The organism is Microbacterium sp. CFBP9034 (assembly GCF_034045255.1).
GTDB lineage: Bacteria > Actinomycetota > Actinomycetes > Actinomycetales > Microbacteriaceae > Microbacterium.
The window spans coordinates 1,185,834-1,205,904 of sequence record NZ_JAXCWC010000001.1 but is presented as its reverse complement, the minus strand read 5'-3'; the positions used below and the strand labels follow the sequence as shown (position 1 = coordinate 1,205,904).

General features: G+C 70.4%; 20 protein-coding genes. 9 read left to right on the top strand and 11 right to left on the bottom strand.

Going from position 1 to position 20,071, the window contains the following annotated elements:
* The first annotated feature begins 162 nt into the window (after positions 1–162).
* Together SOM19_RS05390 and SOM19_RS05385 are read left to right on the top strand one after the other, a co-directional pair.
* Positions 163–378: an AsnC family protein gene (locus SOM19_RS05390; protein ID WP_320485522.1), complete on the top strand. Its 216-nt coding sequence runs from the start codon at positions 163–165 to the stop codon at positions 376–378.
* 28 nt (positions 379–406) lie between these two features.
* A complete protein-coding gene (locus SOM19_RS05385; RefSeq protein WP_320485521.1) occupies positions 407–2,365 on the top strand; it encodes an ABC transporter ATP-binding protein in 1,959 nt (652 codons plus the stop codon).
* 160 nt (positions 2,366–2,525) lie between these two features.
* Here SOM19_RS05385 and SOM19_RS05380 read toward each other — a convergent pair whose 3' ends face one another.
* On the bottom strand, positions 2,526–4,406 hold the full coding sequence (locus SOM19_RS05380; RefSeq protein ID WP_320485520.1) for a phosphoenolpyruvate carboxykinase (GTP): 1,881 nt from the start codon (positions 4,404–4,406) through the stop codon (positions 2,526–2,528).
* A gap of 123 nt (positions 4,407–4,529) precedes the next feature.
* Between SOM19_RS05380 and SOM19_RS05375 the strand changes: the two genes are divergently transcribed.
* Positions 4,530–5,966 carry a helix-turn-helix domain-containing protein gene (locus SOM19_RS05375; protein ID WP_320485519.1) on the top strand — a complete coding sequence of 479 codons (1,437 nt, stop codon included), beginning with the start codon at positions 4,530–4,532 and terminating at the stop codon, positions 5,964–5,966.
* A gap of 95 nt (positions 5,967–6,061) precedes the next feature.
* A complete protein-coding gene (locus tag SOM19_RS05370) occupies positions 6,062–6,724 on the top strand; it encodes a YqaJ viral recombinase family protein (protein WP_320485518.1) in 663 nt (220 codons plus the stop codon).
* A 13-nt stretch (positions 6,725–6,737) separates the two neighbouring features.
* Here the strand turns inward: SOM19_RS05370 and SOM19_RS05365 are convergent, their stop codons facing one another.
* Both SOM19_RS05365 and SOM19_RS05360 read right to left on the bottom strand, forming a co-directional pair.
* Positions 6,738–8,099 carry a threonine/serine exporter family protein gene (locus SOM19_RS05365; protein ID WP_320485517.1) on the bottom strand — a complete coding sequence of 454 codons (1,362 nt, stop codon included), beginning with the start codon at positions 8,097–8,099 and terminating at the stop codon, positions 6,738–6,740.
* 98 nt (positions 8,100–8,197) lie between these two features.
* On the bottom strand, positions 8,198–9,190 hold the full coding sequence (locus SOM19_RS05360; RefSeq protein WP_320485516.1) for an NADP-dependent oxidoreductase: 993 nt from the start codon (positions 9,188–9,190) through the stop codon (positions 8,198–8,200).
* Positions 9,191–9,411: 221 nt separating this feature from the next.
* Here SOM19_RS05360 and SOM19_RS05355 point away from each other — a divergent pair, with 221 nt between their 5' ends.
* The 3 genes from SOM19_RS05355 to SOM19_RS05345 all read left to right on the top strand — a co-directional run bounded on the left by SOM19_RS05355 (position 9,412) and on the right by SOM19_RS05345 (position 12,773).
* The gene (locus SOM19_RS05355; RefSeq protein WP_320485515.1) at positions 9,412–11,145 is read left to right on the top strand and encodes an MDR family MFS transporter; all 1,734 of its coding nucleotides are present in this window, start codon (positions 9,412–9,414) and stop codon (positions 11,143–11,145) included.
* 11 nt (positions 11,146–11,156) lie between these two features.
* The gene (locus SOM19_RS05350) at positions 11,157–11,621 is read left to right on the top strand and encodes a MarR family winged helix-turn-helix transcriptional regulator (protein ID WP_320485514.1); all 465 of its coding nucleotides are present in this window, start codon (positions 11,157–11,159) and stop codon (positions 11,619–11,621) included.
* Between the two features lie 120 nt (positions 11,622–11,741).
* On the top strand, positions 11,742–12,773 hold the full coding sequence (locus SOM19_RS05345) for an NADP-dependent oxidoreductase (RefSeq protein WP_320485513.1): 1,032 nt from the start codon (positions 11,742–11,744) through the stop codon (positions 12,771–12,773).
* A 4-nt stretch (positions 12,774–12,777) separates the two neighbouring features.
* On the opposite strand, the gene SOM19_RS05340 is transcribed toward SOM19_RS05345, so the two are convergent.
* Entirely contained in the window at positions 12,778–13,677 is a 900-nt protein-coding gene (locus SOM19_RS05340; protein ID WP_320485512.1) for a LysR family transcriptional regulator ArgP, read from the bottom strand.
* Between the two features lie 71 nt (positions 13,678–13,748).
* On the opposite strand from SOM19_RS05340, the gene lysE reads away from it, so the two are divergent.
* Positions 13,749–14,396, top strand: coding sequence for an L-lysine exporter (gene lysE / locus SOM19_RS05335; protein ID WP_320485511.1), 648 nt, complete (start codon positions 13,749–13,751; stop codon positions 14,394–14,396).
* Between the two features lie 6 nt (positions 14,397–14,402).
* Here the strand turns inward: lysE and SOM19_RS05330 are convergent, their stop codons facing one another.
* Positions 14,403–14,756, bottom strand: coding sequence for an iron chaperone (locus SOM19_RS05330; RefSeq protein ID WP_320485510.1), 354 nt, complete (start codon positions 14,754–14,756; stop codon positions 14,403–14,405).
* 93 nt (positions 14,757–14,849) lie between these two features.
* Between SOM19_RS05330 and SOM19_RS05325 the strand changes: the two genes are divergently transcribed.
* A complete protein-coding gene (locus SOM19_RS05325) occupies positions 14,850–15,125 on the top strand; it encodes an acylphosphatase (protein ID WP_320485509.1) in 276 nt (91 codons plus the stop codon).
* Between the two features lie 27 nt (positions 15,126–15,152).
* Here the strand turns inward: SOM19_RS05325 and SOM19_RS05320 are convergent, their stop codons facing one another.
* From SOM19_RS05320 to rplK, 6 genes are all read right to left on the bottom strand, one after another.
* A complete protein-coding gene (locus SOM19_RS05320) occupies positions 15,153–15,971 on the bottom strand; it encodes an amino acid ABC transporter ATP-binding protein (protein ID WP_320485508.1) in 819 nt (272 codons plus the stop codon).
* Positions 15,958–16,581, bottom strand: coding sequence for an amino acid ABC transporter permease (locus SOM19_RS05315; RefSeq protein ID WP_414683645.1), 624 nt, complete (start codon positions 16,579–16,581; stop codon positions 15,958–15,960). The genes SOM19_RS05320 and SOM19_RS05315 overlap by 14 nt, the downstream gene beginning before the upstream one ends.
* Before the next feature lie 176 nt (positions 16,582–16,757).
* Positions 16,758–17,561: an amino acid ABC transporter substrate-binding protein gene (locus tag SOM19_RS05310; RefSeq protein ID WP_320485507.1), complete on the bottom strand. Its 804-nt coding sequence runs from the start codon at positions 17,559–17,561 to the stop codon at positions 16,758–16,760.
* Positions 17,562–17,713: 152 nt separating this feature from the next.
* Entirely contained in the window at positions 17,714–18,760 is a 1,047-nt protein-coding gene (locus SOM19_RS05305) for an NAD(P)H-dependent flavin oxidoreductase (protein WP_320485506.1), read from the bottom strand.
* A 98-nt stretch (positions 18,761–18,858) separates the two neighbouring features.
* The gene (rplA, locus tag SOM19_RS05300) at positions 18,859–19,548 is read right to left on the bottom strand and encodes a 50S ribosomal protein L1 (RefSeq protein WP_320485505.1); all 690 of its coding nucleotides are present in this window, start codon (positions 19,546–19,548) and stop codon (positions 18,859–18,861) included.
* A gap of 14 nt (positions 19,549–19,562) precedes the next feature.
* Positions 19,563–19,994 (bottom strand): 50S ribosomal protein L11, encoded by a 432-nt coding sequence (gene rplK / locus SOM19_RS05295; RefSeq protein WP_320485504.1) that lies wholly within the window; start codon positions 19,992–19,994, stop codon positions 19,563–19,565.
* Positions 19,995–20,071: the final 77 nt, after the last annotated feature.

Genomic DNA, 20,071 nt, shown 5'->3' with positions numbered 1-20,071 from the left:
CGACACGCACGAGTGACAGGGGGCGGATGCCGCGGCCGCCCGCCGGTCCGGCGCGGGCGGCGCGGGCGCCGGGAAAGTCAACCGAAGTTGACTCACCGCGACCGGTCAACTAATGTTGACGACGGTGCCGCGGGACGCGGCATCCGTCCCGAAGGAGAACGCATGAGCGGCGACGACCTCAGCACCCTCATCGGCTCGGCCCCCGGGCGCGAGCCCATCGTCGAGCTGCGCCGTCTGGCCGAGGTGCGCCGGGAGCTCGCCCGCTCCGAAGAGGTGCAGGTGCGCCGCGCGCGCAATCTCGGCTTCTCCTGGCAGGCGATCGCCGGAGCCCTCGGCGTGTCCAAACAGGCCGTCCACAAGAAGTACGGTCGAAGGTAAGCCCCCCATGCACGAACGAGGTACACCCATGCCCTCCGCCGAACTCGACGAAGCCGCCGCCGCCACCGCGCCGGACCGCTCACCCCGCGGCCGCCGCCGCACGAAGGACGACGGCCCCCGCGCGACCTTCGGGCAGCTGCTGCCCTTCCTCTTCGAGCACAAGAGCACGCTGGTCGTGGTCACCGTGCTCAGCGTGTTCAGCGCGATCACGATGCTCCTCCAGCCGCTGCTGGTGGGCGAGGTCATCAACCGCGTGCAGAAGAGCCTCGACCTCGGCATGCTGCTGTGGGCGCTCGTCGCGCTCGTGGTGATCAGCTCCCTCATCTCGGCCTGGCAGCACTATCTGCTGCAGCGCACCGGCACCGCGGTCGTCTACTCGAGCCGCCGCAAGCTGATCTCGCGCATCCTGCACCTGCCGATCAGCGAGTTCGACGCCCGCCGCACCGGCGACCTGGTCTCGCGCGTGGGCAGCGACACCACCCTCCTCTACGCCGTGCTCACGCAGGGCCTCGCGGACGCGCTCGGAAACGTGCTGCTCTTCGTCGGCGCGCTCATCGCGATGGCGATCATCGACCCCGTGCTGCTGGCGATCATCGTCGTCGTGATCGGACTCTCCGTGCTGGCGGTGACCGCGCTGAGCGGCCGCATCCGCACGGCGTCGACCGAGCAGCAGGAGAAGGTGGGCGAACTGGCCTCCGGCGTCGAGCGGGCGGTCGGCTCGATCCGCACCGTGCGGGCATCCGGAGCGACGGAGCGCGAAGTCGTCGACGTGACCGAGCGCGCGACCGACGCCTACGTGGTCGGCGTGCGCATCGCGAAGGTCTCGGCGATGGTCGTGCCGATCGCCGGCATCGCTCTCCAGGTCTCGCTGCTCGTCGTCATCGGGCTCGGCGGCTACCGCGTCGCCACGGGCGCCATCCCGATCGCGAGCCTGGTGACCTTCATCATGTTCCTCTTCATGCTGATCGCGCCCCTGGGCTCGTTCTTCGGCGCGATCACGTCGGTGAACCAGGCGCTCGGCGCCCTCGGCCGCATCCAGGAGGTGCTCGACCTTCCGATCGAGTCGCAGGACGACGCCGCCCTCGCGGCGACAGTGCAGCGGTCGGCGGATGCCGCGGCCCCGGCCGCAGCGGATGCTCCGACGATCGAGTTCCGCGACGTCCGCTTTCGCTACCCCGAGGCCGTGGTGGCCGCGCGCCGAAAGGCCGAGTCCGAGGCCATCGCGGTGCTGGAGAACGCGCACGTCGATTCCTCGGCGATCGTGCGGGACGAGGCATCCGCCGCCCTCGTGGTCGAGGAAGCGGGCGGTGAGGTGCTGCGCGGCGTGTCGTTCGCCGTGCCGCGGGGTGCCCGCGTCGCGCTGGTCGGACCCTCCGGCGCCGGCAAGAGCACGACCCTCGCGCTCATCGAGCGGTTCTACGACCCCACCGGCGGCGCCATCCTGCTGGACGGGATCGACGTGCGCACGCTCGACCGCGATGACCTCCGCGCCCGGCTCGGCTACGTCGAGCAGGATGCCCCGACGCTCGCCGGCACGATCGGCGACAACCTGCGCCTGGCCTCCCCCGAGGCGAGCGACGACGAGTGCGAGTCCGTGCTCCGGGCCGTGAATCTCGGCGAGGTCCTCGACCGCAATCCGCTCGGGCTGGATGCATCCGTCGGCGAGGGCGGCGTCATGCTCTCCGGCGGCGAGCGCCAGCGCCTCGCGATCGCCCGGGCGCTGCTGGCCGCTCCCCCGATCCTGCTGCTCGACGAGTCGACCTCGTCGCTCGACGGACTCAACGAGCAGCGCATGCGCGACGCCATCGACGCGGTCGCCGCCGGCCGCACGCTCATCGTGATCGCGCACCGCCTCTCGACGGTCGTCGACAGCGACCACATCGTCGTCCTGGATCACGGCCAGGTCGTCGGGCAGGGCACGCACTCCGAGCTCGTGGCGTCGACGCCGCTCTACCGCGACCTCGCCCGGCACCAGCTCCTGGTCTGACCCGGGGCGGCGTCGAGTCGAGCCGGGTCTGCGGGTCGGGACCGGATTCAGGAGACACGCCGCCCGGAGGGGCGCCAAGATGCCCCGCGCGCGGCGCGTCTCCTGAATCGCGGACCGGCACCGCGCCCCACCCGCGGGACCGGCACAGCGCCCGACCGGCTCAGGCCCGCTGGAGCCGGTACCGCAGCGCGGCGAGCTCGGCCCACAGCGGCGCCGGGACGCGCCCGTCGAACGTGCGGTAGAACTCCTCGGTGAGGTCGGCCTCGCGGAGCCACGACTCGGTGTCGATGGCGAACAGCGCATCGAGATCGGCCTGGGGCACCTCGATCCCGTCGAGGTCGAGGTCCTGCGTGCGCGGCAGGCGCCCGATCGGGCTGTCCACCGCACCGACCTCGCCGTCCAGGCGGCGGATGATCCAGTCGATGACGCGCGCGTTGTCGCCGAATCCGGGCCACAGGAAGCGGCCGTCCGAGCTCTTGCGGAACCAGTTCACCTGGAACACGCGAGGCGCCCGGTCGAACCGCAGCTTCTGCCCGATCTTGAGCCAGTGCCCGAAGTAGTCCGCCATGTTGTACCCGCAGAACGGCAGCATCGCGAACGGGTCACGGCGGAGCTCGCCGACCGTGCCCTCGGCGGCAGCCGTGCGCTCGGACGAGATGTTCGAGCCCATGAACACGCCGTGGGTCCAGTCGGTGGCCTCGACCACGAGCGGCACGTTGGTCGCGCGGCGCCCGCCGAACAGGATGGCGTCCAGTGGCACGCCCTGCGGCGAGTCCCAGTCCTCGGCGATCTGCGGGCACTGGGCGGCGCCGACGGTGAAGCGCGAGTTCGGGTGGGCCGCGGGACGACCGGATGCCGGGGTCCAGGGGTTGCCCTCCCAGTCGGTGAGCTCTGCCGGCGGCTCGTCGGTCAGGCCCTCCCACCACACGTCGCCGTCCGGGCGCAGCGCGACGTTCGTGAAGATGGTGTTGCCCCAGAGCGTCTCGACGGCGGTGACGTTCGTGGACTCGCCGGTGCCCGGCGCGACGCCGAAGAATCCGGCCTCGGGGTTGATCGCCCACAGGCGGCCGTCGTCGCCGGGACGCAGCCAGGCGATGTCGTCGCCGAGTGTCTCGACCCGCCATCCGGGGATCGTGGGGCGCAGCATCGCCAGGTTCGTCTTGCCGCAGGCCGACGGGAACGCGGCGGCGAGGTGGTACGCCCGCCCGGCCGGGTCGATGACCCGGATCAGCAGCATGTGCTCGGCGAGCCAGCCTTCGTTGCGGCCGATCACCGAGGCGATGCGCAGGGCGAAGCACTTCTTCGCGAGGATCGCGTTGCCGCCGTAGCCGGAGCCGAACGACCAGACCTCGAGCGTCTCGGGGAAGTGCACGATGTACTTCTCGTCGTTGCACGGCCAGGCGACGTCCTCTTCGCCGGGCTCGAGCGGAGCACCCACCGAATGAACCGTCTTGACCCACGGGGCGCCGCCGGCGATCTCGCGCAGCACCTCGGTGCCGACGCGCGTCATGATCCCGATCGATGCGACGGCGTAGGCGCTGTCGGTGACCTGCACGCCGATGTGCGAGAGCGGACCGCCGATCGCGCCCATGGAGAAGGGCACGACGTACATCGTGCGGCCCTTCATGGAGCCCTCGAACAGCGGGGTGATCGTCTGGCGGATCTCGTCCGGGGCCACCCAGTTGTTCGTGGGGCCGGCATCCTCTTCGCGCTCGGAGGCGATGAAGGTGCGCCCTTCAGTGCGGGCGACGTCGCTCGGGTGCGAGCGGGCGAGGTACGAACCGGGGCGCCACTCGGGGTTGAGCTTGATGATCTTGCCCTCGTCGACCATCTCGTGCAGCAGCGCGTCGTTCTCGGCGCGCGAGCCGTCGACCCAGTGGATGCGGTCGGGGGTGGTGAGTGCGGCGATCCCGTCGACCCAGGCGACCAGGTCGGCCATGCCGGCACCCTGGATCGACGGCATCCCCCCGTACGTCCGCGTGATCGCGGGCCGGGCGGGTGCTGAGCCTTCGGGGCGGGTGAAGATGTCGGCAAGGGCCATGGTGGTCGCTCCTCCTCGATTCGACGTTCAGATCTTGGTCTTCCTCCACTTTCACCCCGATCGGATGCCTCTTCCCACCAATCCGGTCGTCAAAAGTTCCGATTCTTTCGATATCATCAAGGAATGCCTCCCACGTCGCTCGAGCTCTCCACCCTGGGCCACCGCATCCGCCATCAGCGTCTCTCCCACGGCTTCACGCTGGACGAGCTCGGCGAGCTCGTCGGCGTCGCGGGGAGCCAGCTCAGCCTCATCGAGAACGGCAAGCGCGAGCCCAAGCTGTCCCTGCTCCAGGCGGTCGCGAGCGCAACCGGGGTCGAAGTCGCCGACCTCCTGTCGGCGGAGCCGCCCAACCGACGAGCGGCGCTCGAGATCGAGCTGGAGCGCTCTCAGAACGGGTCGGTCTTCCGGCAAATGGGAATCGCGCCGGTCAAGGTGACCAAGGGCATGAGCGACGAGACGCTCGAGTCGATCCTCGGACTGCACCGAGAGCTCCAGCGCCGCGAACGCGAGGCCATCGCGACCCCGGAAGAGGCCCGCCGGGCGAACACCGAGCTGCGGCTGAAGATGCGAGCGCTCGACAACTACCTGCCCGACATCGAGAAGCTCGCCGAGAAGCAGCTCAAGGCGGCAGGACACGTCTCGGGCGCCCTCACGCACCGCACCGTCAGCATCATGGCCGAGAAGCTCGGGTTCGAGCTCATCTACGTGAGTGACCTCCCCCACTCCGCTCGCTCGGTCACCGACCTCGAGAACGGCCGCATCTACCTCCCGCCCGCCTCCATCCCCGGCGGCCACGGGCTGCGGTCGATGGCGCTGCAGGCGATGGCCCACCGGCTCCTGGGGCACAAGCGCCCGACCGACTACGCCGATTTCCTCCAGCAGCGGCTCGAGATCAATTACTACGCGGCCTGCTGCCTCATGCCCGAGACGGCGTCCGTGGCGTTCCTGCAGCAGGCGAAGAAGGACCGCAACCTCGCCGTGGAGGACTTCCGCGACGCCTTCGGCACGACGCACGAGTCGGCCGGGATGCGCCTGACCAATCTCGCGACGCGGCATCTCGGCATCCCGCTGCACTTCCTCCGCGTCGACGGCTCCGGCGCCATCACCCGCGTGTACGAGAACGACGACCTGCCCTTGCCGATGGACGTGACCGGCGCGGTGGACGGCCAGGTCGCGTGCCGGAAGTTCTCGGCGCGGTCGGCGTTCTCCGAGCAGAACCGCACGACGGAGCACTACCAGTACACCGACACCCCGGCGGGCACGTTCTGGTGCTCGACCCAGACCGGGACGACGTCCGAGGGCGAGTTCTCCATCACGGTCGGCGTGCCGTTCGACGACGCCAGGTGGTTCCGCGGCCGCGAGACGCAGAAGCGGGCGACCTCCACGTGCCCCGACGAGTCATGCTGCCGCCGGGCTCCCGCCGAGGTGACGGCGCGCTGGTCGGGCAAGGCGTGGCCGAGCGCCCGCGTGCACATGCAGATGTTCTCGCCGCTCCCCCGCGGCACATTCCCCGGCGTCGACGACAACGAGGTGTACGCGTTCCTCGACCGTCACGCGTGACGCATCGGGGCCACGACGGCTCGCTCGGTGACGGCGGATCCCACGGCAGGCGGGTCGCGGCGGCGCATGTCGAGACGGCGGCGTAACCTCGAAGAGTGACCCCCGAACTCGCCGCCCGCATCGTCGCGGATTCCCGCGACCGGGTGGCATGGGTGCGAGCCCGCTCGCGCGGGATCACGGCCACCGACGTGGCGGCGCTCACCTCCGACAACGCGATCGCCCGGGCGGCCGACGCGAAGCTCATGGGCTCCGGCTTCTCGGGCAACGCCTATACGGCGCACGGCCGGGCGCGGGAGCCCGAGATCGCCGCCTGGGTCGCCGCGACCCACGGGATCCTGCCGTCCTCGGCGCTGTTCCACGCCGTGGTCGAGCGGCGGCATCTGGCCACTCCCGACGGGATCGCCGTCGACGGCACCGGCCGCGTCACGCTCGCCGAGATCAAGACGACCAACAAGTCGTGGCGCAGCATTCCCCGCTCCTACATGCGGCAGGTGTGGTGGCAGCAGCACGTGCTCGGCGCCGAGCGCACTCTGGTCGCCTGGGAGCAGCACGACGAGTTCGTGCCGGTGGGCGACGAGCCGCGCTGTGCGTGGGTCGACCGCGACGACGCCGAGATCGCCAAGCTCGTGCGCCTCGCGACCGCATTGATCGACGAACTTTACCTCCGCACGACGAAGGGCAGGGCGACGCCCGAGCGGATGCCGCAGCCGCCGGCCGCGCCGCGGCAGCCGTTCCGCGCTCTGGCTCTCGCCGACTGACGCCCCGCGCCCGTCAGAGCGCCGGGCGCCGCATCCGGTTCGACAGACTGGAGCCCGCCAGCACTCCCAGCGCGATGGCGACCATCGTGGACAGTGTGGCGACGAGCGACGCCCCTGCCGCCGCATCGCCGCCGAGCACGTCGGCGACTCCGACGAGGCCCAGCGCACCCGGCACGAGCAGCCAGAACGCCGGGGTGAAGCTCACGAGAGCCGCCGGCCCCGAGGGCTGCCGCGCGACGAGCGCCGTCACCGGCGTGACGCACAGAGCCCCGACCAAAGCCGACAGCACGCCGCCGACGAGGAGGTCGCCGAGCACCTGCGCCGCGTAGGCGACGTAGAGCACCAGCAGCATCCATCCCAGCGAGTTGCGGGGCGCGCACCGGTGGATCGAGATCGCCACGCCGAAGACGCCGACCGCGATCCAGGGTGCGATCGGCCCGAGCAGATCGGGGTGCTCGCTGAAGTCGAAGTCGGGCACGCCCACGAGGGCGCCGGCGGTCACGATGCCCGCACCCAGGAGGACGAGCTGCATCGCTCCGGCGGCGGCCCGGCCGGCGCCGGAGATCATCTGCCCCGTCGACAGCTCGAGGACCGCTGTGGTGAGCAGAGCGCCGGGAAGAAGGACGACGAGCGGCGCGAGCAGCGCCGCCAGGATGCCCGAGCCCCACCCGGCTCGCAGCAGGAGGAACACGGCGAGCGCGACGAAGAAGGCGATCGCCACGGTGATGAGCGCGCCGTAGCGCCGCGGTACACGCTCGCTGACCAGGAGTGCCGTTCCGGTGACGAGGCCCAGCGCCGTGGCGAGCGCGACACCCGTCCAGGAAGCGCCGAGCAGCACCGAGAGCGCGGCACTGAGGAATCCGTAGCCGACCACGCGCAGCACGCGACCGTACGTCGGCGGCATGCGACGGATGCGCGCGAGCCGCTCGATCGTGGAAGGCGGATCGAGGACGCCGGTGCGGGCGGCATCCACCGTGCGCTGGACCTCGTCGATCTGCGAGAGCAGAAGATCTCCCTCGCCGCTGGTGACGGCGCCGGTGCGATGCTGTCCGTGTCCCCGTGCGGAGAACAGGAGCGCATTGGGGAAGACGACCGCGTCGCTCTCGGGCAGGCTGTTGACGCGGGCGATGTCACGGAGCACATCCTGGACCGTCTCCACGGAGTAGCCCGCCTGGATCATCGCGCTGCCGACGGCCTCCGCCGCCGCGAGCGCCGCGGCGGCATCGGGCGCCCCTTCGGTCACGACGGGCCGGGAACCCGTGATGGCGGCGCTGCGGGCGCTCTGCGCGATGTCTCGCTCTGCGCGCTGCCGCGCCGACAGGAGCACGACAGCCGCAGCCAGCAGCACCGCGATCGCGATGAACATGGAGGTCATGGGCTCGCCCGTCTTCGCCTGATCCGCACGTCGGGTTCGCCGTGGCGGCGTCCCCACGATAGCCGCCCCCCGACGGAATCAGCGGACTCGGCTCGGCATCAGGGCATGGCCTCGTGGACGTCGCGGGCCCGAGTGACGCGGAAGGTGCTCACCGGGTTCGTCGCGAGCAGGATCTTCCCGCGCGAGTGCATCCGGTCGAGGTCCTCATACGCTTCGACGATGTCCTCCAGCGGGTAGAGACCCGACACCAGCAGCCGGAAGGCGCCCTGCTCCGCGAGCTGCGCGAGCCGCTGCAGCTGAGCGGTCCCGCGCCGAACGCTCTCGGGATCGTCCCGGAGAAGCGCCGCCTCCACGTCGCGGCGATCCGCGCTCGACCGGTAACGGCCAGGGGGGACGGCGAGGGCCTCGGCGATACCCTGACCGTCCTTGCCGAAGTTGTCGATGAACGCGGTGACCGGACCATGGGAGACGTGCTGGATGCGTTCGACGATCCCTTCCCCGTATCTGACCGGGATGATCCCGAGCTGACGGAGGTAGTCGAAGTTGCGCTCGCCGCAGGTGCCGATCACCCGCGCGCCCCAGTGCTTCGCGAGCTGGACCTCGATGCTGCCGACTCCTCCGGCTGCGGCGGAGACCACGATGGTGTCGTCACGGCCGATCCGCAGCTCCTCCAGCGTCGTCAGGGCGGTCGCCCCCGCGAGGTACATCCCGCCGGCGACCTCCCAGGACACGCTCTTGGGCTTGGGGACCAGCGCGGACACGGACACGATCAGATGAGTGGCGTGGGCACCGGTCCGAACGTGTCCGATGACGGCGGAGCCGGGACGGAAGGCGGTCACGCCGGGCCCGCAGAGGCGCACGATGCCCGCGAAGTCGGAGCCCGACGCCCTCGGCCACGCGTCGGCATCCCACTCGCGCTCGTCGCCGCGACGGATCAGCGCGTCCATGTGGTTCACCCCGGTCGTCAGGATCTCGACCAGGACCTCGTGCGGCCCAGGAGGAGAGAGCGGACGGGTGCGCCGTTCCAGCACGGCGGGCTCCCCGCATGAGTCGTACTCGAAGGCGACGGCCTGGACGGGCGTGAACACCATGACCTCCCGGGGCGAAGGGCGGCGATCCGTCGAGGTCCCGTCCGGGGCTGCGGTTTCCGCCTGCCTCTCTGTATTCCGCGCGGGCGCCCGTTCTGGATGCAGTTGCCGGGAATAGTTGACTCAACTCAACGATTGCATATATAGTTGACCTAATTCAACTGTTGACCTTGATCAACCATTCGCCGCGCCACCGTCGCCGCACACTTCCTCGAAGGACCTCCATGGCCACCACTGTCTCTGCGACCGATACGGTCGCCGCTGCCGACGCCCAGCGGAACCACCGCCGCATCCTTCAGGCGCTGTCGGGCCTGCTGCTCGGCATGTTCGTCTCGATGCTGGCATCCACCGTCGTCTCGACCTCGCTGCCCGTCATCGTCCATGACCTCCAGGGCGACCAGGCCGCCTTCACGTGGGTCATCACGGCGACGCTGCTCACCACCGCGATCTCGACTCCGGTCTGGGGCAAGCTCGCCGACCTCTTCAATCGCAAGCTGCTGATCCAGCTCGCCATCGTGATCTTCGTGCTCGCCACCGCCGCTGCGGGCTTCTCGCAGAACACCGAGACCCTCATCGCGTTCCGCGCCGTTCAGGGCATCGGTGCCGGCGGTCTGGCGGCGCTCAGCCAGGTCATCATGGCCGACATCATCAGCCCCCGCGAGCGCGGTCGCTACATGGGTCTCTTCGGCGCCGTGATGGCCGTCGCGACCGTGGGCGGCCCTCTCCTCGGCGGCGTCATCACCGACACGCTGGGGTGGCGCTGGAACTTCTTCGTGGCGATCCCCTTCGCGATCGCGGCGCTGATCATCATGCAGCGGACGCTGCACCTGCCCGCCCGCCCTAAGCAGAAGGCCCGGATCGATTACCTCGGCATCGTGCTGCTGTCCGTGTCGGTGTCCCTCCTGCTCGTGTGGGTCACCAACGCCGGCAGCACGTTCGACTGGTGGAGCACCGAGACGATCCTCATGGTCGGCGGCGCCCTCCTCGGAGCCGTCCTGTTCGTGATCACCGAGCTCCGCACCGCCGAGCCGCTCATCCCCCTCACGCTGTTCAAGAACCGCACCTTCACGCTGGCGACCGTCGCCTCGATCGCCACGGGCATCGCGATGTTCGGCACCTCGGTGTTCCTGAGCCAGTACATGCAGATGGCCCGCGGAGCCACGCCCACCGAGGCGGGCATCATGACGATCCCGATGATCGGCGGCCTGCTCCTCGCCTCCATCGTGATCGGCGGACTCATCACGCGCCACGGCGTGTGGAAGCCGTACCTGATCGTCGGCGGCGTGCTCCTGATCGCCGGCTCGTACCTGCTGTCGACCATCCACTACGACACGAACTTCGCGCTGGTCTCGCTGTACATGTTCCTGCTGGGCGCGGGCGTCGGCATGACGATGCAGAACCTCGTCCTCATCGTGCAGAACACCGCGAACCCGTCGGAGATGGGCGTCGCGAGCTCGGGCGTGACGTTCTTCCGCAGCCTCGGCGGCACCATCGGCGTCTCGGTCATGGGCGCCGCGCTGGCGAGCTCGGCGAGCACGCTCTTCATCGACCGCAAGGCCGAGATCGGCGCCGCGCTGGCGGGCCTCGGGGAGAAGGGCGCGGCCATCGGCCAGCAGTTCCAGTCGGGCACCATCCCGCAGGTCTCCGCCCTTCCCGACGGCATCCGCGTCATCGTCGAGGACATCTACGCCCAGGCCATCGCCCAGTCGTTCCTGATCGCCGTCCCGGTGGCGGTCATCAGCCTCATCGCGATCGTCTTCCTGCCGAACATCCCGCTCACCCGCATGACCACGAGCGAGCGCGTGTCGGCCAGCGAAGCCGACCTCGCCACCGTCTCCGTCAGCGAGGGCATGTCGGCCCTCGACGCCACGGGGACGGTCGCGACGACGGATGCCGCCTCCTCTGCAGCCTCGGACTCCCGCTCCCCGCGGGACGAGGCATCCGCTCCCCGGCGCTAATGTCGATCACGATGACCGTCGACGATACCCGAGAGGCGCGCACCGAGGCGGTGCGCGCCCTCGAGGCGGAGTTCGGCGAGCTGATCACCCGCTTCCGCCGCATCATCTCCGACAACGCCAACCGGGTGAGCCCGGGGATGCTGCCGGGGGCGTACAAGGTCTTCACCACGATCGTCCGCCGCGAGTCGATCACCCTCTCCGCCCTCGCCGAGAGCCTCATGGCCGACAAGGGGCAGATCAGCCGCACGGTGCGCGAGCTCGAGCAGCTCGGCCTGATCGAGCGCACACCGGATCCGGACGACGGCCGGTCCAGCCTCCTCTCCCCGACCGCCCGTGGCCTCGAGCGTCTCGCGGAGGCGCGCGCGCCGCAGGAGAGCTCGCTGCTCGTGGCGCTCGAGGACTGGCCGATCGACGACATCCGCAATCTGTCGCACCTGCTCCACGCCCTGACCGCCGGTGAGTCGCCCGGGCGCTGAGCACGGGTTTCTCTGCCTGGTAGCACCCGCGTAACACCAGCGAGACAATCGCAGGGTTGACTGGCCTCACACCGCCAGAACGTCCTGCCGGTGACGACGCAAACGCGGAAGGAGCGTCCGATGAGATTCCGGCCGCTGCGTTCAACACCCGCCCTCGACGCCGATCTGGTGACGGTGACGGAGCCACCCGCTCAGATGCAGGCCGTCGTCTTCGACGCGCCCGGCGGTCCGGACGCGCTGCGCGCGGCATCCGTGCCCGTCCCTTCGCCGGTCATGAGCGAGGTCCTCGTGCGCGTCGTGGCGGCGGGCGTCAACCCGATCGATGCCAAGACGCGATCCGGCGCGGGCGTATCGGGTCAGATCTCCGGGTTCCCCTCGACTCTCGGCTTCGACTTCAGCGGCATCGTCGCCCACAGCCCGTACGAGTCGCACTCGTTCCCGCCGGGCACCCCGGTTTTCGGCATGGCCGCGTTCCCGCGGTCCGGGGGCACCTATGCCGAGTACGTCGTCGTCCCCTCGCTCTCGCTGGCGCGCAAGCCCACGTCGCTGTCGCACGTGGAGGCCGCCGGGGTTCCGCTCGCGGCGCTCACCGCGTGGGGGCTCGTAATCGAGACCGCCCATGCGCATGAAGGGCAGCGGATGCTGATCCACGCCGGCAGCGGCGGTGTCGGCCACTTCGCGGTCCAGCTCGCCGCGTACTTCGGGGCGCGGGTGACCGCGACCGCCTCGGGACGCAACGCGTCGTGGCTGCGCGAACTGGGAGCGGCCGAGGTGATCGACTACACCTCCACGCGGTTCGAGGACGTCGTCGCCGACGTCGACGTCGTGATCGACCTCGTGGGCAACGTCCACGACGACACGGGCACCCGTTCGCTCTCGCTGGTGCGGCCCGGCGGGCTCTACATCGTCGTGCCCACCGGGTCCTGGCCCGACTACGCCACAGCCGCCGCCGCCGCCGGCGTGCGAGCGACGAGCTACAAGGTCGTGCCCGACGGCGGTGCGCTCGCCACAGTCGGGCGCCTGCTCGACTCCGGGGCGGTGCAGGTCTACATCGACCAGGTGTTCGACCTCGCCGATGCCGCCGCCGCCCACCGTGCACTCGAGGCGGGACACGCCCGCGGCAAGATCGTGCTGCGCGTCAGCGACGACTGAAGCCTCACGCGCCGGCGAAGGGGGCGAGCACCCGCCGCCCCTCGGCGACGATCTCGTCGGCGATCGCATCGAGGAGCGGGGAGCGCAGGTTCCACTGCTGCCAGTGCAGCGGCACGTCGATCGGCGCACCGCCGAGCAGCACCAGCTCGCCGCGCTCGAGCGCATCGTGCGACTGGAAGCGGGGCAGCAGCGCCCACCCCAGGCCGAGCCGCACCGAGGTCGCGAAGTCGTTGGAGGCGGGGACGTAGTGCCGTGGAGGCCTCGACGGGTCCACACCCTGCCCGACGAGCCACTCGTTCTGCAGGTCGTCGCGGCGGTCGAAGTCCACGACGGGCGCGCCGGCCAGGGCGTCGCGCAGCCCTCCCGCCAGCCACCGCTCGACGAAGCCGGGTGTCGCCACCGCCTCGTAGCGCATCGCCCCGAGCCCGCTGACGCGGCATCCGGCCACCGGCGTCGCACGCGAGGTGACGGCGCCCATGACGGTACCCGACTCGAGCAGCCCCGCAGTGAAGTCCTGATCGTCCCGATGCAGTTCGAAGACCACCGGATGCCGCTCCGACAGCCGCGCGAGCGGCTCGAGGAACCAGGTGGCCAGCGAGTCCGCGTTGACCGCGAGCGGCACAGTGGTGCGGGCGCCGCCGTCGGGGTCGGTGCCGAGCTCGGCGAGCGTGTCGTGCTCGAGCAGTGCCGCCTGGCGCGCGAGCCGGACCACGGCGACTCCGGCCTCGGTCGCGCGGGCCGGCTTGGAGCGCACCAGCACCACGCGCCCGAGCAGCTCCTCCAGGGCCTTGATCCGCTGGCTCACCGCCGACGGCGTGATGTACAGGCGCCGGGCCGCGGCATCCAGCGTGCCCTCGTCCACCACGGCGGCGACGGTCTCGGCGAGCTCGAACGGAATGCGCATCAACAGTCAGGCTAATGCATCTGAAGAACCGTGAGCTGGACTGATCAATGCCCTGCGCCTAGCGTCGAAGAGTGCTCACCACTGTGCTGGCCGGCCTCGGTCTCGGATTCTCCCTCATCATCGCCATCGGCGCTCAGAACCTGTTCGTGCTGCGCCAGGGCCTGCGGCGCGAGCATGTCTTCGTCGTCGCGGCGATCTGCGCGGTCTCCGACGCGATCCTGATCGCCCTCGGCGTCTCGGGCGTCGGCTTCGTGCTGCAGGCCGTGCCGTGGCTCGTCGACGTCGTCCGCTGGGCGGGTGCCGCCTTCCTCGTCGTCTACGGGCTGCTGGCCGCGCGGCGGGCGTGGCGTCCGGCCGAGCAGGCGCTGGCGGTGTCGGATGCCTCCTCCCCCGCTCCCGGCTCGACACCCGGCGGGGTGGCGACCCGCACCCGGCTGCTGCCCGTCGTGCTCACCTGCCTGGCGCTCACGTGGCTGAACCCGCACGTGTACCTCGACACCGTGTTCCTCCTCGGCACGGTCGCCAACACGCACGGCGACCAGCGCTGGCTCTTCGCCGCGGGGGCGATGGCTGCGAGCGTGATCTGGTTCTTCGGGCTGGCGTTCGGCGCGCGATACCTCGGCCGCTGGCTCTCCACGCCCCGGGCGTGGCGGATCCTCGATGCGGTCATCGCCGTCGTGATGATCGGGCTCGGGATCAGCCTGGTGCTGCCGCACTGAGCCGGGTCACCGGTCGATCTGCTCCTTGCGGGCGACCACCAGCGCCCGCACCACGTCGTCGGGCAGCGGATGGTCGGGCTGGAAGCGGATGGTGCCCTTGTCGAGCCCGATCCCCGGGTGATCGGCGAGGGCCTCCGCCACCGCCGACACGGCCTCGGGGCTGAACGGATACACCCCGATGTGCTTCTTGGCCCGCATGACCGAGATCAGCGGCTTGCCGCGATACACGAGCGCCGGCATCCCGTAGCCCTTCCCCTGCTCCGCCTCGGGCACCTCCTCGCGGGCGAGGGCGTAGAGGTGCTCGATCGACGGCCGGTCGGCCGGGTCGAGCTCTGCCAGGAGATCGTCGACGGTGCCCATAGACGCATCCTGCCACCGCCGTCGCGTCGGACCCAGCGCCTGTGGGTCGGCGAACCCGACACGGGGCACGGCGAAAGGGGCACGATGGAGGGCATGAAGCGCGTCCACGTGATGGTCCGCGGCGAGGTGCAGGGCGTCGGCTACCGCTACACCCTGCGCATGGTCGCGCGGGAGGCCGGCGTGAGCGGATGGGTCCGCAATCGGCGGGAGGGCTCGGTCGAGGCGGAGCTCGAAGGCACGCCGGCTCAGGTCGACGAGGTGCTGGCGTGGATGGCCGAGGGGCCGCCCGGGTCGCGCGTGGCCGAGGCGACGGTGACGGATGCCGCGCCCGCCGGCGAGGCCGGGTTCGAGGTGCGGGCGACCGAGTGAGCGGCGCGCAGAGCCGTGGGCGTCGGATCAGCCGTCGAACGGCCGGAGGATCCGGTCGATGAACCGGCGGGTGCGCTCGTGCTGCGGGTCGGTGAAGAGCTCCTGGGGGGCGCCCCGCTCGAGGATGACGCCCTCGTCGAAGAACAGCACCTCATCGGCGACCTGCCGGGCGAAGGCGAGCTCATGGGTCACGATGACCATGGTCCAGCCCTCCTCCGCCAGCTCTTTGAGCACGAGCAGCACCTCTCCGACCAGCTCCGAGTCCAGTGCGCTCGTCGGCTCGTCGAACAGCAGCAGCGAAGGCTGGAGCGCGAGGGCGCGCACGATCCCGACGCGCTGCTGCTGACCCCCCGACAGCTCGAACGGCAGGGCGTCGCGCTTCTCGCTCAGCCCGACGCGGTCGAGCAGCGCCTCCGCCCGGGCGATCGCCTCGGCCTTCGGCACCTTGTGGGCGTGGACCGGACCTTCGATGACGTTCTGGAGCACCGTCCGGTGCGGGAACAGGTTGTGGTGCTGGAACACCATGGCCGAGCGGTCGCGGAGCGCGATGCGGCCGGCCTTCGAGACCGGCTTCGCGAAATCGATCTCCGGCCCGCCTTCGAACGCGAGCAGGCCCGCCTCCGGAGTCTCCAGGCCGTTGAGCGAACGCAGCACGGTGGTCTTGCCGGACCCGCTCGGCCCGATCAGCGCCACCACCTCGCCGCGTCGCACCTCGAAGTCGACGCCATGGAGCACGGTGTTCGCGCCGAAGCTCTTGGTCAGGCCGCTGACCCGGAGCAGCGGACGATCGTCGCCGGGAGCGGGCGGAGCCAGGGCGTCATCGCCGGGGATGTCAGTGGGCGACATAGCGGTCGAGCCTCCGTTCGATCGCGCTCTGCCCGGCCGAGAGGACGAGGCAGAAGAGCCAGTAGATGAGCGCGGCCTCGAGGTAGATGGCGAGGAACTCGAACGTGAAGGCCGCGATCTGATTGGCGGTGCGGGTCAGCTCTGTCACGAGGATCACCGACGCCAGCGACGTGTCCTTCACGAGCGAGATGAAGGTGTTGGACAGCGGCGGCACCGACACCCGCGCGGCCTGTGGAAGCACGATCCGTGTCAGCGTCTGCGTCGGGGAGAAGCCCACGGTGTGCCCGGCCTCCCACTGACCCTTGGGAACCGAGAGGATCGCCGCGCGGATCACCTCGGCGGCGTAGCCCCCGACGTTCAGCGAGAAGGCGATGATGGCCGCCGGCCACGGGTCGATCACGACACCGATGCTCGGAAGACCGTAGAAGATCACGAAGAGCTGCACCAGCAGCGGCGTGCCGCGGATCACGGACACGTAGAACCTGGCGATGTTGGAGAGCACCGGATTCGGCGAGAGACGCATCAGTGCCACCACGAGCGCGATCACCAGGCCGAGCGCGAACGAGGCGAGGGCGAGCGGGATCGTCGCCGTCAGCCCCGCGAGGAGCATCGGCCAGAACGAGTCGACCAGCAGCTGCCACAGCTGCTGGTCCGCAGATCCCGCGTCCATGCGCGGCACCGTGCCGAGCGTGCTCGCGACCAGTGTCCCATCCATCCGCGGTCCTTCCCCGATGCGGCCGAACATGCCGCCGCCCGCCCCACGGTAGGGCGGGCGGGGCGGAAGGTCTACTCGGTGACGTCGGCGCCGAAGTACTTCTCGCTGATCTCCGCGAGCACGCCCTCTTCGCGCAGTTCCGCGAGCGCCTCGTCGATCGCCGCGACGAGCGCGGTCTTGTCCTGGGTCAGCGCGAACGCGTTGTACGCGGGGTCATCCGTCTCCGCGGCGATCTTGAGCCCGGTGGGGCCTTCACTCGTCTCGTAGTCGAGGAACGTCAGGTTGTCGTTGATCGTGGCATCCACCCGGCCCTGCTGCAGGAGGGCGACGGCCTGGGCCCAGCCCTCGACGGCCTCGACCTGGGCGCCGCTCGCGGTGGCGAGCTCGTACCAGTTGCTCGTCAGCGACTGTGCGGTGGTCTTGCCCTCGAGGTCGTCGAAGCTCGAGATGGAGTCGTCGTCCTCCAGCACGACGATGACGCCGGGCGACACGGTGTAGGGCTCGCTGAAGAGGTACTTCTCCTCGCGCTCCGGGTTGATCGACACCTGGTTCGCGATGACGTCGAAGCGACCGGCATCGAGGCCGGCGAAGATGGCATCCCACTGCGTCTCCTGGAAGACGATCTCGAGGTCGAGCTTGTCGGCGACCGCCTCGGCGATCTCGACGTCGAAGCCGACGAGCTCGCCGGTTTCGTCGTGGAAGGTGAAGGGCCGGTAGGTGCCCTCGGTCGCGACGGTCAGGGTGCCGTCCGTGACCAGTCCGTAGTCCTCGCCCCCGGCAGAGCCGGACGGCTCCGGCGAAGCGGAGCTGCACGCGGTGAGGGCGAGAGCGGCGGTGGCGACGAGGGCGAATGCGGTGAGGCGACGGCGTGACATAGAGATTCCTGGTGCTGTTCGAGCGGGCTCGTGGCCCGCGGGGGACTTTCCAGTACAGCACGGGATACGGCGCCCGGGGTCATCGCGTTACGCCGCATTGCCGCTTCCCAGGTCGACCGACGCCGCCCGGATCGGCGGGCACCGGCCGAGGCTCAGACCGGCAGCCCGGCGCGAAGCTCCTCGAACACGTCGCCGGCGTCCTCCCGCGTCGCGAGCGCCGAAGCCTGCCCAGCCCACAGCGACACCAGGTCGCCGTCGCCGCGCGCCGCGGCGGCGGCCCGGAAGACCCCCGTCGCCCAATTCTGAGCCGGGAAAGGCGCGATGACGCCCGACGTCTCGATGTCGCGCATGGCACGATTCGGGATGCCGCGTGCCAGCTGTCCGCTCATCGCCCGTGTCAGCACGGTGTCGGTGTCGGCAGCGGCCGTGATGGTCCGGCGGTGCGCGTCGGTCGCGGCGGACTGACGGGTGCGGAGGAACGCCGTGCCGACCTGCACCCCCTCCGCTCCGAGCGCGAAGGCGGCCGCCACCCCGCGGCGATCCGCGATGCCGCCGGCGGCGATGACCGGGATGCGCACCGCGTCGACCACCTGGGGCACCAGCGCGAACGTGCCCACGAGCGAGTGGGAGGGATCCCGCAGGAAAGAGACGCGATGACCCGCGGCCTCGGCTCCGCTCGCGACGATCGCGTCCACTCCGGCCGCCTCCAGCGCCACGGCCTCGGCGACGCTCGTCGCGGTGCCGATGATGCGGATGCCGCGGCCTCGCGCCGCCGCGGTGAGCGCCTCGTCGGGCGTGCCGTAGACGACGCTCACGACCGCGGGAGCGGCATCCAGCACCGCCTCCAGCTGTTCGGCGATGTCGGGAAGGAACCGGGCCGGCACGAGAGGAGTCGTGACGCCGGCCGCCTCGAAGAGCGGCGCGAGGGCAGTGAGCGACGGACCGAGATCGACGTCGGTCGGCGACACCTCGTCGCCGGTCGGCAGCCACAGGTTGACCGCGAAGGGCCGAGCCGTCGCGGCCCGCAGCTGTGCGATCGTGTCGGCGATGCGATCGGCGCCGTATCCGTAGAGGCCGTACGAGCCGAGTCCGCCCCGCTCGCTGACCGCGGCGGTGAGGCCCACGGACGACAGCCCGCCGAAGGGCCCGAGGACGATCGGCTCATCGATGCCGAGGAGCTCCTGCAGTCGCGATGTCACTCGTCCGACGCTACCCCTGTCGAGGGTGGGTCAGCACTCGTCCCACGCGCGACGAAGGGCCCCACCCGGAGGTGAGGCCCTTCGCACGAGAGTCAGACTCAGAAGGAGTTGACGTCCAGGGGGATGCCGGGGCCGAACGTGGTCGACACAGCGCCCTTCTGGATGTAACGGCCCTTCGAGCTCGACGGCTTGAGGCGGATGATCTCCTCGAGCGCAGCGGCGAGGTTCTCGTCGAGCTGCTCGGCCGAGAACGACGCCTTGCCGACGACGAAGTGCACGTTGGCGTGCTTGTCGACGCGGAACTCGATCTTGCCGCCCTTGATCTCCTCGACGGCCTTGGCCGGGTTGGGGGTCACGGTGCCGGTCTTCGGGTTCGGCATCAGGCCGCGGGGGCCCAGCACCTTTCCGAGGCGACCGACCTGGCCCATGAGCTCAGGGGTCGACACGGCTGCGTCGAAGTTGGTCCAGCCGTCGGCGACGCGCTGGATGAGCTCGGCGCCGCCGACCTCGTCCGCACCCGCGGCGATCGCGGCCTCAGCGGCCGGACCCGTCGCGAACACGATGACGCGGGCGGTCTTGCCGGTGCCGTGCGGGAGGATGACGGTGCCGCGCACCATCTGGTCCGCCTTGCGCGGGTCGACAGCGAGCTTGAGCGCGACCTCGACGGTCGAGTCGAACTTCGCGGAGCCGGTCTGCTTCGCGAGCGCGACGGCCTCGGTCGGCGTGTAGAACTTGTCCGCCTCGATCTTGGCGGCTGCGGCCTGGAAGGCCTTTGACTTGGTTGCCATTGTTCTTATTCCCCTCAGTCCTCGACCGTGATGCCCATGGAACGGGCGGTGCCGGCGATGATCTTCGAGGCGGCCTCGATGTCGTTCGCGTTCAGGTCAGGCTGCTTGGTCTCGGCGATCTCGCGCACCTGGGCCTTGGTGAGCTTGGCCACCTTGGTCGTGTGGGGAGTCGACGAGCCCTTGGCAACGCCTGCGGCCTTCTTGATGAGCTCCGCAGCCGGGGGGGTCTTGAGGATGAACGTGAAGCTGCGGTCCTCGTAGACGGTGATCTCCACGGGGATGACGTTGCCGCGCTGCGCCTCGGTGGCAGCGTTGTACGCCTTGCAGAACTCCATGATGTTGACGCCGTGCTGACCGAGCGCCGGACCGATGGGCGGTGCCGGGTTGGCGGCGCCTGCCTTGATCTGGAGCTTGATCAGGCCGGTCACCTTTTTCTTGGGTGCCATTCTGTTTTCCTTTCGTCGAGCGGATGCCTCGGCATCCGTTCTCCCGCGCATCCGGCGTTTCCGGATCGCGGTTCTCC